Consider the following 12,803-nt stretch of genomic DNA (forward strand, 5'->3'; position numbering starts at 1 on the left):
TGATCGCAGGCTTCGACATACATTCATCCGATCGTGTGAGGATTGGCCGCTGAGCTGACGCGAGCGGCCCGGACGTACAGTGGCGTGGGCGCGTTACGTACCTGACGAAAGGTTCTTTCGCCTGCCGCACAACGGGCCCGCCGGTTGCCACACCACAGGTTCTGAAGGTTCTGAGGCTTCTAGGGAGGCGCTTGCCGTGAGTGAGTTGCGGTTCGTCCGCATGGGATTCGGTGCCGAGGCCGTGGAGTACCAAGAGGCCTGGGACGAGCAGCGCCGCGTGCATGCCGCCCGTTTCCTGGACGAGGTCCCCGACACCTGTCTGCTCCTGGAGCACCCGCCGGTCTACACGGCGGGCCGGCGTACGGCGGACAGCGAACGGCCCCTCGACGGCACGCCCGTGGTCGACGTGGACCGCGGCGGCAAGATCACCTGGCACGGGCCCGGGCAGCTCGTGGGCTACCCGATCCAGAAGCTGCCGCGCCCGGTGGACGTGGTGGCGCACCTGCGGCGGCTCGAAGAGGCCATGATCCGGGTCTGCGCCGAGTTCGGAGTCGAGACCAGCCGGGTGGAGGGCCGGGCGGGCGTCTGGGTCCTGGGCGACCCCGTCGCCTCGCGCCCCTCCCTCGGCGGGCTCTCCCTCGACTTCGACCCGCGGCTGACGGACGAGGAGTTCGACCCCCGTCTGAACGGGCCCGAGTACGCGCCCTCCAACGCCGGGCAGCGGCGCGAGGACCGGAAGATCTGCGCCATGGGGATCCGGGTCGCCAAGGGCGTCACGATGCACGGCTTCGCCCTGAACGTGAATCCGGACACATCCTCCTTCGACAAGATCATCCCGTGCGGGATCCGGGACGCGGGGGTGACGTCCCTGGCGTACGAGCTGGGACGCGAGGTCACCATCGCCGAGGTCCTGCCGGTCGCCGAGAAGCACCTCCGCGACGTCCTGGAGAACGCCGACCTGCGCCCCCGCGAGGTCGAACGGGCCTCGGCCTGACGGATGCCGCCTGCGGGCGTTCCCCGCGCCCCTGAAGCCTCGGCTCGCCCTCGTTTCAGCCTGTCCGGCGTGTGAGGACGAGGCCGTTCAGGCCGATGCGGGGGTCTGGGGGCGGCAGCCCCCATGGATGGGACGGGTAGGGGCGGCGGGGGCGATGAAGCCCCGGGAATGCACCCCCGGTCCGCAAGGTTGCCCACCGCGGGGGCCGAGAACCGTACGGGCGTACCCTGGTGTACGCCGAAGAATCGAAGCTACAGGGAGCCGATGTGTCCGCAGTCGCACCCGACGGACGCAAAATGCTGCGCCTTGAGGTCCGGAACGCCCAGACCCCCATCGAGCGCAAGCCCGAGTGGATCAAGACCCGGGCGAAAATGGGCCCCGAGTACACGAAGATGCAGAACCTCGTGAAGAGTGAGGGCCTGCACACGGTCTGCCAGGAGGCGGGCTGCCCCAACATCTACGAGTGCTGGGAAGACCGCGAGGCCACGTTCCTGATCGGCGGCGACCAGTGCACCCGGCGCTGCGACTTCTGCCAGATCGACACGGGCAAGCCGGAGGCACTCGACCGCGACGAGCCCCGTCGCGTGGGCGAGTCCGTGGTCACGATGGACCTGAACTACGCCACCATCACCGGCGTCGCCCGCGACGACCTCGAGGACGGCGGGGCGTGGCTGTACGCCGAGACGGTCCGCCAGATCCACCGGCAGACGGCGGAGCGCGAGGCCGGCCGCACCAAGGTCGAACTCCTCGCCCCCGACTTCAACGCCGAGCCCGCCCAGCTCGCCGAGGTCTTCTCGTCCCGCCCGGAGGTCTTCGCGCACAACGTCGAGACGGTCCCCCGGATCTTCAAGCGCATCCGCCCCGGCTTCCGCTACGAGCGCTCGCTGAAGGTCATCACCGAGGCGCGCGACTACGGTCTGGTCACGAAGTCGAACCTCATCCTCGGCATGGGCGAGACCCGCGAGGAGGTCAGCGAGGCCCTCACGCAGCTGCACGAGGCGGGCTGCGAGCTGGTGACCATCACGCAGTACCTGCGTCCCTCCGTGCGCCACCACCCCGTGGAGCGCTGGGTCAAGCCGCACGAGTTCGTGGAGCTGAAGGAGGAGGCCGAGCAGATCGGCTTCTCCGGTGTCATGTCGGGCCCGCTGGTGCGCTCCTCGTACCGCGCCGGCCGGCTGTACCAGATGGCCATCGAGAAGCGCGGAGCCTACGTCGCCTCGCAGGCGGTCTGAAACACCCGTACGGAGCAGTGCGGGCGACACAATATGAAACGCCCTACAACGCGAGCGGTGGCACTGAGTGCCACCGCTCGCGTGTGAATCGGCGCACAAGCAACTCCCCTCACAATGTGGCCAATTCACCGCGCTGCCGACCGTCCACGCAGATGGGGACAGGCGTCAGGACGGCGTCTGGCTGGAGGCCCGCCGCATCAAGGCTTCATTGGTGTTTGACCGGTCGGTCACGCCCTGGTAACACCAATCAGTGACCCTGGTCTTACGCCACGTACCGCCCCGTCCAGAGCCGTCATCCCGAGGGGGGACCTCCATCATGCAGGCCGCGCCCGTACGCGCCACCGCCATCCCGTCGTTCACCGATGCACTCCGTGCCGTCGAGTCGCTGCTCATGAGCAGCGGTCAGCGCACCGCCCGCCGCAACGCCTGGACCTCCGTCCTGGAGGACCGCCGCCGCGCCAAGGACCGGGTCGAGGCGCAGCGCGTGCTGGAGTCCGTGGCGACGCGTTCGTAGCCGTCGCCGGACCCCCGTGCGGGCACTGCCGCCGCCCGCCCGGGCACTGCCGTCGTCGGCGCTTGTCGGGCCACGTAGACTTCGTGGCATGGCGAGGAAGGAAACTGCAGCGGACGCTGCGAACCCCGGGCGACTCAAGCAGATCGCTCTGACCTACAAGATGACTCGCAAGGCCGACTCCAAGATCGGTCTTGTACTCGCGGCAGTCGGAATCGTCACCTTCGGTGTCTTCCTCGCGATCGGCCTCTTGATCGACCACCCGTACTATCTGGGCATTCTCGGCCTTCTGCTCGCCTTCCTCGCGACGGCGATCGTCTTCGGGCGCAGGGCCGAGCGAGCCGCGTTCGGACAGATGGAGGGCCAGCCCGGCGCGGCAGCGGCCGTGCTGGACAACATCGGCCGGGGCTGGACCACGACTCCGGCGGTGGCGATGAACCGCAGCCAGGACGTGGTGCACCGCGCGGTCGGCAAGGCCGGCATCGTGCTGGTGGCCGAGGGCAACCCGAACCGGGTGAAGAGCCTGCTGGCGGCCGAGAAGAGGAAGATGGCGCGGATCGTCGCCGATGTGCCCGTGCACGACGTGCTCGTGGGCTCCGGCGAGGGTCAGGTGGAGCTCAAGAAGCTCCGCACGACGATGCTGAAGCTGCCGCGCGTCCTGACCGGTCCCCAGGTCACCGCGACCAACGACCGGTTGCGCGCGATGGGCGACCTGATGAGCAACATGCCCCTTCCGAAGGGTCCGATGCCCAAGGGCATGCGGATGCCGCGCGGCGGACCGAAGGCCCGCTGACACACTCCTCTGAGCAGAGTTACGACGATGGGGGCGCCCGGATCACTCCGGGCGCCCCCATCGTCGTACGGCCTGGTACCTGGTTGCCAGGTGCCCTAGACCCGGACCTCGATCGTGCGGGCCATGCGGTCGTGCAGGCCGCGGCCGTCGCGGTCCCAGATCAGGGCGGGGATGGCCACGCACAGCAGGGCGGTGCGCAGCAGGGCGCGCAGCGGGCCGAGACGGCCGCCGCCCTCGGGGACGATCCGCAGGCCCAGGAGGCGCTTGCCCGGGGTGAAGCCGACCGTGCCGACGGTCAGGACGCCCAGGACGAAGAAGACGAGCAGGGCCCAGTTGCCCGTCGCCCCCGGCTTGTAGCCGTGGGTGAGCAGTCCGTATGCGATCAACAGGCACAGGGCCCAGTCGATGGCGAGGGCGCCCAGCCTGCGGCCGGGGCGGGCGATGGAGCCGGGACCCTGTTCCGGCAGACCCAGCTGTTCGCCCCGGTATCCGAGGTCGGCACCGGCGTCCTCCAGGGCCGCGCGGGGTCCGGAGAGCCACGATCCGATTGCTTGCCTGTTGTCCACCCGTCCACGGTACTGCGCCCGTTTTGGCATGCGGACAGGAGGGGCCCGGCTGCCCCAGGTCGGTTAACTTGGGCGAAACAAATGGGTCACGCTGGAGAAATCCCCCATCCCTATGGTCGGCTCCAGCGTGTGCCACCGCACTGGCCGCACGAACGAACTACCACCCCGGTCCACTGTGGGCGGGAGTAGGAGGAGCTGGATGTTCCAGAACGCCGACGAGGCCAAGAAGTTCATCGCGGACGAGGACGTCAAGTTCGTCGACGTCCGCTTCTGCGACCTGCCGGGCGTGATGCAGCACTTCACGATTCCGGCCGAGGCCTTCGACCCGGCCGAGGAGCTCGCGTTCGACGGTTCCTCGATCCGCGGTTTCCAGGCCATCCACGAGTCCGACATGGCGCTCCGCGCCGACCTCTCCACCGCGCGCGTCGACCCCTTCCGCCGCGACAAGACGGTCAACATCAACTTCTTCATCCACGACCCGATCACGGGCGAGCAGTACTCCCGCGACCCGCGCAACGTGGCGAAGAAGGCCGAGGCCTACCTCGCGTCGACCGGCATCGCCGACACCGCGTACTTCGGCCCCGAGGCCGAGTTCTACGTCTTCGACAGCGTGCGCTTCGACACCAAGTCGAACGAGGCCTTCTACCACATCGACTCCGAGGCCGGCGCCTGGAACACCGGTGCCCTCGAGGACAACCGTGGTTACAAGGTCCGCTACAAGGGCGGCTACTTCCCGACCCCGCCGGTCGACCACTTCGCCGACCTGCGTGCCGAGATCTCCCTGGAGCTGGCGAAGTCCGGCCTCCAGGTCGAGCGCCAGCACCACGAGGTGGGCACCGCCGGCCAGGCCGAGATCAACTACAAGTTCAACACGCTGCTCGCCGCGGCCGACGACCTCCAGCTCTTCAAGTACATCGTGAAGAACGTCGCCTGGCGCAACGGCAAGACCGCGACCTTCATGCCGAAGCCGATCTTCGGTGACAACGGCTCGGGCATGCACGTCCACCAGTCGCTGTGGGCCAACGGCGACCCGCTGTTCTACGACGAGGCGGGCTACGCGGGCCTCTCGGACACCGCCCGCTACTACATCGGCGGCATCCTCAAGCACGCCCCGTCGCTCCTCGCCTTCACGAACCCGACGGTGAACTCGTACCACCGTCTGGTCCCCGGCTTCGAGGCCCCGGTCAACCTGGTGTACTCGCAGCGCAACCGCTCCGCGGCCATGCGTATCCCGATCACCGGTTCGAACCCGAAGGCCAAGCGCGTCGAGTTCCGTGCGCCCGACTCCTCCGGCAACCCGTACCTGGCCTTCTCGGCGCTGCTGCTCGCGGGCCTCGACGGCATCAAGAACAAGGTCGAGCCGGCCGAGCCGATCGACAAGGACCTCTACGAGCTGGCCCCCGAGGAGCACGCGGGTGTCGCGCAGGTCCCGACCTCGCTCCCGGCCGTCCTCGACCGTCTCGAGGCCGACCACGAGTTCCTGCTCGCGGGCGACGTCTTCACGTCCGACCTGATCGAGACGTGGATCGACTACAAGCGCACGAACGAGATCGCGCCGCTGCAGCTGCGTCCGCACCCGCACGAGTTCGAGCTGTACTACGACGTCTAAAGATCACGACGCCGAAAGACGCCTGAAAAACTGAGGGCCGCCCCCTGTGCGTACAGGTGGCGGCCCTCGGCCGTGGTCCGTCAGGGCACCACGACGACTACGACTCCACCACCGAAGCCGTTGCTGAAGCCGTTGTTGAAGCCGAAGCCGTTGTTGAAGCCGAAACCGTTGTTGAAGCCGAAACGGTTGAAGCCGCTGTTGAAGCCGTTGTTGAAGCCGAAGCCACAGTTGCCCCCGAAGCCACGGCCGCCCCAGTTGGAACAGCCATAGGTGGTGACTTGGGTCGGGGAATGGGCCGGGGCAGCTGCCGAGGCCGTACCTGCTGCGCCGATCGCGGCGCCGCCGGCCATCAGAACGCCGATGGCGGATACCGCGAAGAAGCGCCTCGCACGTTGTGCCTTCATGGATGAATCCTCCTTGCACCCCTCGTGCGGTCTTTCGGAGGCACGAGACGGATGGCAGATGGCCGTGACCGCGGCGGAGACGGTCCGGCGCGGTGCTCGCCCGAGTACGGGGAGTACGTTCAAACCGCCGACGTGTGCGGCGGGCGTACTCCGACCGCGGCTCTTTTCATGAAGAGCTGGTCGCGAATAAAGGCTAGTCGGCGATCGACCACTCAGCATCTTGGGCGGAATTCCCCAGATCTCGCACGGAAATCCCACAGGCTGCCTTTGCACCTCCTAGGGCTGTTCGGAACCGCTTCATGGGCATCCGCAGGTGCACACTGGACAGCGGGACGAGTGCCTTACTGCGGGGGTGATGCAGATGCAGAGCCGGTTTCGGAGCGATCCGCGGTTGACCGTACGCATGACGGTCACGCTGTTCCTGCTCGGATTGCTGTACGTGGCCTTCGTCGCCGCGTTGATCGTGCTGCTGAAGTCCTGGGTGCTGGTCGTGGTCGTCGCGGCCCTGCTGCTCGGCGCGCAGTACTGGTTCTCCGACCGGATCGCGCTCTACGCGATGCACGGCCGGATCGTGGAGCGTGAGGAGTATCCGCAGCTGCACGGGGTCGTCGACCGGCTGTGTGCCGTCGCCGACATGCCGAAGCCGCTGGTCGCCGTGTCGGACATCGACATGCCGAACGCGTTCGCGACCGGGCGGAACGCCGATCACGCGGTCCTCTGCGTGACCACCGGGCTGCTGCGGCGGCTGGAGCCCGACGAGCTGGAGGGTGTCCTCGCGCACGAGCTGTCGCACGTGGCGCACAAGGATGTCGCCGTGATCACCGTGGCCTCGTTCCTCGGGGTGATCGCCGGGCTGATCGTGCGGTTCGCCTTCTACTCGCAGCTCTTCGGCGGGCGTGGCCGCAAGGACCAGAACACCGTGGCGATCTTCATGGCGGTGATGGCCGTCTCCGCGGCCGTGTACGCGATCAGCTTCCTGCTCATCCGGGCCCTGTCCCGGTACCGCGAGCTGGCCGCCGACCGGTCCGCCGCCCTGCTCACCGGCCGGCCCTCGGCGCTGGCGTCCGCGCTGACGAAGGTCTCCGGGGACATCGCGCGGATCCCGACCAAGGACCTGCGGACGGCGCAGGCGTTCAACGCGTTCTACTTCACGCCGGCCTTCGGTGCCGAACCGGGGATCGCGAAGCTCTTCTCGACCCACCCCAGCCTGGAGCAACGGCTCGAACAACTGGGCAGGATCTCGGCGGAGCTGGGTGAGGCGGCGACTCCGGAGAGCACCACCTGACTCTTCCTGCCGCTTCCTGTCCCGTCCTGCCCATCCTGGGCCATGGTCCTTCGTCCCTTCCGGAAAGGCAGCCGACTGCATGGGGTTCCTGGACATCCTGCTCGGGCGCACCAAGGCCGTCGCGCCCGATCTCGACCAGCTCTTCGGGCTCCCGTCGGCGGCCGTCACCCTGCAGGCCGCCGCCGGGTTCACCCCGACCGGGACGGGCGCGGTGTGTTTCGCGAGCGTCGAGGGCGGGGCCTTCGCCCAGGCTCACCAGGAGGTGCAGGAACTGCTCGACGCGGACGCCGAACGCACGGGTCCCCCGGTGGAGGTCAGCCGGGACGAATACGGGTACTCGTGGCTGGTCTCGCGGCGGGAACCCGACGATCTGCCCGCGCTGGTCAGTGATCTGCACGCGGTCAACAGCGCGCTGGAGGGCAGCGGCTTCGGACCGCAACTGCTCTGTTCCGTGGCCGGCTTCCAGGACACCGGGCAGCGACGGCTCGGGCTCGTCTATCTCTACAAGCGCGGCACCTTCTATCCCTTCGCACCGCTGGCCGGCCAGTCCCAACGACGCGACAACGCGCTGGAACTGCAGGTCAAGGCCGCGCTCGCGGACGATCTGCGGATCGAGCATGACCTCAGCCGCTGGTTCCCGATCTGGGGCGCCCCGGGTCTGTGACCTGGCCGGGCCGTCGGTACGTGGAGAGTGGAAAGGCGGGCGTGGGTAAATGGGGGGATGATCGCCTCCTTCGCACACGACCACGACGGTGAACGACTGAGCTGCGTCAGCGGCGGCGGTGACGACGGCCATGGCGACGACCGCGGCGCCACGGCGACGGTCGTCCTGCTGCACGGCGCGGGCCTCGGCACCAAGGAGCGACTGCTGCCGCTGCTGGAGGAGTTCGTGGCACGCGGCTGCCGGGGCCTCGCCCTCGACTTCTCCGGACACGGCGAGAGTTCGGGCGAACTCAAGGACCTGAGCCTGCGCCGACGCTTCGAGCAGGCCGTCTCCGTCATCGATGCGTCGGTCCCGGCGGAGGGTCCGCTGATTCTCGTCGGTTTCAGCATGAGCGGCCAGACGGTGGCCGATCTCGCCGGGCACTACGGGCGGCGCGTGGTGGCGCTGGGCCTGTGCGCGCCCGCGGTGTACGGCGCCGAGGCCTGGCAGGTTCCGTTCGGGGAGAGTGGGGGAGGGCGCTTCAGCGAGATCATCCGGGCGCCGGACAGCTGGCGGCAGGCTCCCGCGCTCGATGTGCTGCGCGGGTACGAGGGCCGTGCGGTCCTCGCCGTACCCGGTACGGACGCCGTCATCCCGCCCGCCGTCACCGAGGCCGTGACGGACGCGCTCGCCGCCCGCGCCCAGTTCACCCGGCTCGAATTCCCCGACGCCGACCACATGCTGGGCCTGTGGCTGCGCGAACATCCCGCCGACCGGGCGTGGTTCGTGGACGCCGTACTCGTGGGACTGGGTGAGCGGGGGTGGACCGCGACCCGCGGCTGGGTGGCCAAGCAGCTTCCGGCCGGCAGGAACGTACGGGAGTCCACGGTCCTGCGCGGCGGCTGGAGCTCCCAGATGCGCCGGCTCACCCTCGACGACGGTACGGGGCTGGTGCTGCGGTCGTTCGTGAAGCCCTTCTTCCGCCGTCCCGCGCCCGGCCTGCTGGCCCGCGAGGCGTCCGTCCTCACCCTGCTCGCCCCGTACGAGGACCTGCCCACGCCCGAGCTCCACGCCGTCGACGCCGCAGGCGAACACTGCGACCACCCCTCGCTGTTGATGTCCGCGCTGCCGGGCGGGGTACGGGTCGACGAGGAGGACCTGGACCGGCGCATCGACCTGCTGGCCGGCCAACTGGCCCGTATTCACGCGGTGGTTCCGGCCGACCGCCCGCGCCCCTACCAGGCATGGACCTCGCCCGAACGAGTCCGTGCGCCCCGGGGCCCGCTGTGGGAGCGGGCCGTGGACGTGATCCGGCGCGAACCGCCGGCGTACGAAGGGTGTTTCCTGCACCGGGACTTCCATCCCGGCAACGTGCTCTTCACCGGCGCGGGCGACACCCTGCGGATCAGCGGGGTGGTCGACTGGGTGGAGACCTCGTGGGGGCCCGCCGACCTGGACGTGGCCCACTGCTCCACGGCCCTCGCGCTGCTGCACGGGCAGGCGTACGGCCTGGGGTTCCGCGCGCGGTACGAGGCACACGGGGGACGCCGACCGGCCGACGCCGAGGAGCACTTGTACTGGCGGCTGCTGGACGCGCTGGCCTACTCCCCCGACGCCGAGAAGCTCGCGGTGCCGTGGCGGGACCTGGGGCGCACGGACCTGACCCCCGAACTGCTGGGCGAACGGCTGACGGCGTATGTGACCGGGCTGTTCGAGCTGTACGGCTGAAGCCATCGGCGACTGCGACTGTGACTGCGGCTGCGATCGCGACCGCGAGACGGTCGCCGGAGCGGGAGGCGCGTTCGCGGGCGTCAGGTCCGTACGGCGCGGGCCACGGCGGCGGTGACGTCTCCGGAGAGGGCGCGGTTGCTGCGGGCGGTGGCGGCCTTGGCGGCGCCCGCCGGGACGTCGTTCAGGGTGACGACGACCGTGTCGAGGAGGTTGCCACCCTTGTCGCGGAAGTCGACCTGGACCGCGTACCTCTTCGCCTTGGACGTCGGGTTGGTGGCGGTGACCTTGACGGCGGCCCGGCCCGCGGAGTCGATGGTCACCTGGTCGCCGAGCTTCACCTCGCCCCTGGCGTCCAGGCCGTTCTTGAACTCGCCGAACTTCCGCCCGGCCTCGGCGGTCGCGGAGGCGAGGGTGCCGCCCGCCTGGGACGCGAGGGAGGAGGCGGCAGAGGCCACGTCGGACGGGGTGGTGCCGTGCGAACAGCCGGCCAGGGAGGCGCCGAGGGCCAGGAGGAGCACGGCAGCCACGGCCCCCGGGCCGGTCCGTCCTACACCGGGCGCTCGTATCCCGCTCACCCCGCGCACCCCGTCTGTCTCGCGTATCCCTTGCCTCGCGTGCCGCGCCATGTCGTCTCCCGACGTTCCGCTGCGGATTCCCGTTCCAGTCAAGGCCGTGAGCAGGGCGTACGCATGGCGGGGGCGCCGATCGGGTGAGGCGCGAGAGGATGCGGGGACGGCAGCTACGAGAGGGAGACGGCGTGGGCGAGGAGCGGCGGCACATCGCACTGGCGGAGCGGCGGGCCCGGCTCGCCCTGCGGCACCGGCTCGCGGGGACGGCGCGCGCGGCGAGCCCCGAGGAGGTCGCCGGGTCCCTGGTCGCACTGCACGGGACCGATCCGGCGACGGTGTACCTGGCGGTGGGCGCGCGGCTCGCGGACGCCGGGAAGACGGTGGCGGAGCTCGACCGGGCGCTGTACGAGGACCGGACGCTGGTACGGATGCACGGCATGCGGCACACCGTGTTCGTGTTCCCCACCGAGCTGGCCGCGGTGGTGCACGCCTCGACGGGGCTCGCGATCGCCGCGAAGGCCCGGACCGGGCTGATCAAGGACATGGTGGGCGGCAGCGACGGACGGCTGACCGAGGAGTGGCTCACCGAGGTGGAGGCGTCCGCGCTCGCCGCGCTGGCGCGGCGCGGGCAGGCCACGGTGAACGAACTCACCGAGGACGAGCCGCGGTTGAGGGAGCAGTTCACCTACGGCGCGGGGCGGAGTTACGAGAGCGCGCACACGGTGTCGTCCCGGCTGATGCGGGTGCTCGGGGTCGAGGGGCGGGTGGTGCGTGGGCGCCCGCTGGGGTCCTGGACGTCGACCCGGTTCCGCTGGGCCGTGGCGCCGCCGCATCCCGAACTCCCGCCCTCCGAGGCGCAGTCCGAGCTGCTGCGCCGCTGGCTCGCGGTGTGCGGGCCCGCCACCGAGGCCGACCTCAAGTGGTGGACGGGGTGGAAGGTCACCGATGTACGGCGGGCGCTGGCCGCGATCGGGGCGGTGGCCGTGTCGCTCGACGACGGAGCCACCGGATATGTGACCGCCGACGACACCGCCCCCGTGCGCGGCCCCGCCGTGCCGTGGGCCGCGCTCCTCCCCGGGCTCGATCCGACGGCCATGGGCTGGCAGGAACGGGACTGGTACCTCTCCCCCGCCCTGCGCCCCGCCCTCTTCGACGGCAGTGGGAATGTCGGGCCGACGGTGTGGTGGGACGGGCGGGTGGTCGGGGGGTGGGCGCAGCGGGGCGACGGAGCCCTGGTGTGGCGGGTGCTGGACCCTGCCGGGGTGGGGCGGGAGGCACTGGCCGCTATCGAGGCGGAGGCCGCCCGCCTACGGGCCTGGCTGGGCCCGACCCGCGTCACCCCGCGCTTCCGAACCCCCCTGGAGAAGGAACTGACGACGGGGTAGGTCCGGAGGGGGCGGGGCTTCGCCCAAGCCCCCAGTGTGTTGTCCGACTGCGGACCGGCGGGGGCTGATCGCGCGGTTCCCCGCGCCCCTGACGGGGCGCTCTTGTCGGCGCCGGTTCACATCTTCAGCCCGTCCGGCGGGGCGGCCGGGGCGAGGAACGTCGTCCCGGCCGCCCCCGGCGCTCAGCGCGCGTAACGCATCAGCGCGCGCACCATGTGGCACGTGGTGTCCGACGGCGGATGAACACCGATCTCCTCCGCGGTACTGCGGATCTTCTCGTTGCGGGCCTGATTCGGAACGTACACACCGGAGTCGAGCAGAGCGATCGCGAGACGCATCGCCTTGAGCCGGCGGTTGTGCGTGACGTACCACTCGCGAGGCCGCCCCGGCGGCAACGGGCGCTTCGCCACGGGCTCGTACGGCAGGTCCATCAGGACCGCCCTCTTGGACGTGGACTGAGTGGGCAGCGGCTTCAGTGCGGCAGCGGGCACAGGCATCCTCCTGTCGCGGTCAGGGCGCCATCCGGACCCCCCGGCGACACCCTCGAACACTGCTTCTATTCTACCGCCCGGCACTGACAAACGCCCCTGGCCACAGGGCCTTTGGGGGTGGCGTGACGCCGGTGGAAAAGGGGGTCTCGCGTAACGTGTGCGGCATGGAGATCTGGATCAATCCGGCCTGTTCGAAGTGCCGCAGCGCCATCAGCCTGCTCGACGCGGAGGGTGCGGAGTACACCGTCCGCCGCTACCTGGAGGACGTGCCCACGGAGGACGAGATCCAGGACGTACTGGAGCGGCTGGGCCTCGAACCGTGGGACATCACCCGGACGCAGGAGGCCCTCGCCAAGGAGCTCGACCTGAAGTCGTGGGCGCGCGACGACGGTTCGCGCGGGCGGTGGATCAAGGCACTGGCCGAGCACCCGAAGCTCATCCAGCGCCCGATCATCACGGCGGACGACGGGACGGCCGTCGTGGCACGCACCGAGGAAGCGGTTCGGGACGCCCTGGCCCGGTAGGAGAGGCTTTCCCGGCGTCCCTGCGCCCCAGCGACGCTCCCACCAACTCACCGACCAACTCCCCAT

14 protein-coding genes are annotated in these 12,803 nt (G+C 70.0%); 10 read left to right on the forward strand and 4 right to left on the reverse strand.

Annotated elements, in window-relative coordinates; translation table 11 throughout:
- Positions 1-196: 196 nt before the first annotated feature.
- From lipB to ACIQTP_RS19490, 4 genes are all read left to right on the forward strand, one after another.
- Complete coding sequence (gene lipB, locus ACIQTP_RS19475; protein ID WP_403401281.1) at positions 197-994, forward strand: lipoyl(octanoyl) transferase LipB; 798 nt, start codon at positions 197-199, stop codon at positions 992-994.
- 266 nt (positions 995-1,260) lie between these two features.
- Positions 1,261-2,226, forward strand: coding sequence for a lipoyl synthase (gene lipA, locus ACIQTP_RS19480; RefSeq protein ID WP_054229279.1), 966 nt, complete (start codon positions 1,261-1,263; stop codon positions 2,224-2,226).
- A gap of 316 nt (positions 2,227-2,542) precedes the next feature.
- A complete protein-coding gene (locus tag ACIQTP_RS19485; RefSeq protein WP_054229278.1) occupies positions 2,543-2,740 on the forward strand; it encodes a hypothetical protein in 198 nt (65 codons plus the stop codon).
- Positions 2,741-2,828: 88 nt separating this feature from the next.
- Entirely contained in the window at positions 2,829-3,530 is a 702-nt protein-coding gene (locus ACIQTP_RS19490; protein WP_403401283.1) for a DUF4191 domain-containing protein, read from the forward strand.
- A 95-nt stretch (positions 3,531-3,625) separates the two neighbouring features.
- Here the strand turns inward: ACIQTP_RS19490 and ACIQTP_RS19495 are convergent, their stop codons facing one another.
- Complete coding sequence (locus ACIQTP_RS19495) at positions 3,626-4,096, reverse strand: RDD family protein (protein WP_403401285.1); 471 nt, start codon at positions 4,094-4,096, stop codon at positions 3,626-3,628.
- 199 nt (positions 4,097-4,295) lie between these two features.
- On the opposite strand from ACIQTP_RS19495, the gene glnA reads away from it, so the two are divergent.
- The gene (gene glnA / locus ACIQTP_RS19500; RefSeq protein ID WP_099923052.1) at positions 4,296-5,705 is read left to right on the forward strand and encodes a type I glutamate--ammonia ligase; all 1,410 of its coding nucleotides are present in this window, start codon (positions 4,296-4,298) and stop codon (positions 5,703-5,705) included.
- Positions 5,706-5,785: 80 nt separating this feature from the next.
- Here the strand turns inward: glnA and ACIQTP_RS19505 are convergent, their stop codons facing one another.
- Entirely contained in the window at positions 5,786-6,109 is a 324-nt protein-coding gene (locus tag ACIQTP_RS19505; RefSeq protein ID WP_402037171.1) for a hypothetical protein, read from the reverse strand.
- A gap of 361 nt (positions 6,110-6,470) precedes the next feature.
- Between ACIQTP_RS19505 and htpX the strand changes: the two genes are divergently transcribed.
- The 3 genes from htpX (at position 6,471) to ACIQTP_RS19520 (ending at position 9,765) form a co-directional block, all read left to right on the forward strand.
- Positions 6,471-7,394: a zinc metalloprotease HtpX gene (gene htpX, locus ACIQTP_RS19510; protein WP_402037567.1), complete on the forward strand. Its 924-nt coding sequence runs from the start codon at positions 6,471-6,473 to the stop codon at positions 7,392-7,394.
- 79 nt (positions 7,395-7,473) lie between these two features.
- Positions 7,474-8,058, forward strand: a complete 585-nt coding sequence (locus ACIQTP_RS19515; RefSeq protein ID WP_403401288.1) for a hypothetical protein — start codon at positions 7,474-7,476, stop codon at positions 8,056-8,058.
- Positions 8,059-8,115: 57 nt separating this feature from the next.
- Positions 8,116-9,765, forward strand: coding sequence for a phosphotransferase (locus ACIQTP_RS19520; RefSeq protein WP_403401290.1), 1,650 nt, complete (start codon positions 8,116-8,118; stop codon positions 9,763-9,765).
- An 83-nt stretch (positions 9,766-9,848) separates the two neighbouring features.
- Here the strand turns inward: ACIQTP_RS19520 and ACIQTP_RS19525 are convergent, their stop codons facing one another.
- Entirely contained in the window at positions 9,849-10,295 is a 447-nt protein-coding gene (locus ACIQTP_RS19525) for a hypothetical protein (RefSeq protein WP_403401292.1), read from the reverse strand.
- A 197-nt stretch (positions 10,296-10,492) separates the two neighbouring features.
- Here ACIQTP_RS19525 and ACIQTP_RS19530 point away from each other — a divergent pair, with 197 nt between their 5' ends.
- Entirely contained in the window at positions 10,493-11,722 is a 1,230-nt protein-coding gene (locus tag ACIQTP_RS19530; protein ID WP_403401294.1) for a winged helix DNA-binding domain-containing protein, read from the forward strand.
- A 182-nt stretch (positions 11,723-11,904) separates the two neighbouring features.
- On the opposite strand, the gene ACIQTP_RS19535 is transcribed toward ACIQTP_RS19530, so the two are convergent.
- Positions 11,905-12,213 carry a hypothetical protein gene (locus ACIQTP_RS19535; protein ID WP_402037160.1) on the reverse strand — a complete coding sequence of 103 codons (309 nt, stop codon included), beginning with the start codon at positions 12,211-12,213 and terminating at the stop codon, positions 11,905-11,907.
- Positions 12,214-12,377: 164 nt separating this feature from the next.
- On the opposite strand from ACIQTP_RS19535, the gene ACIQTP_RS19540 reads away from it, so the two are divergent.
- Complete coding sequence (locus tag ACIQTP_RS19540) at positions 12,378-12,737, forward strand: arsenate reductase family protein (RefSeq protein ID WP_403401296.1); 360 nt, start codon at positions 12,378-12,380, stop codon at positions 12,735-12,737.
- The last annotated feature ends 66 nt before the right edge of the window (positions 12,738-12,803 follow it).

Source organism: Streptomyces sp. NPDC090798 (genome assembly GCF_044768965.1).
Taxonomy (GTDB): domain Bacteria; phylum Actinomycetota; class Actinomycetes; order Streptomycetales; family Streptomycetaceae; genus Streptomyces.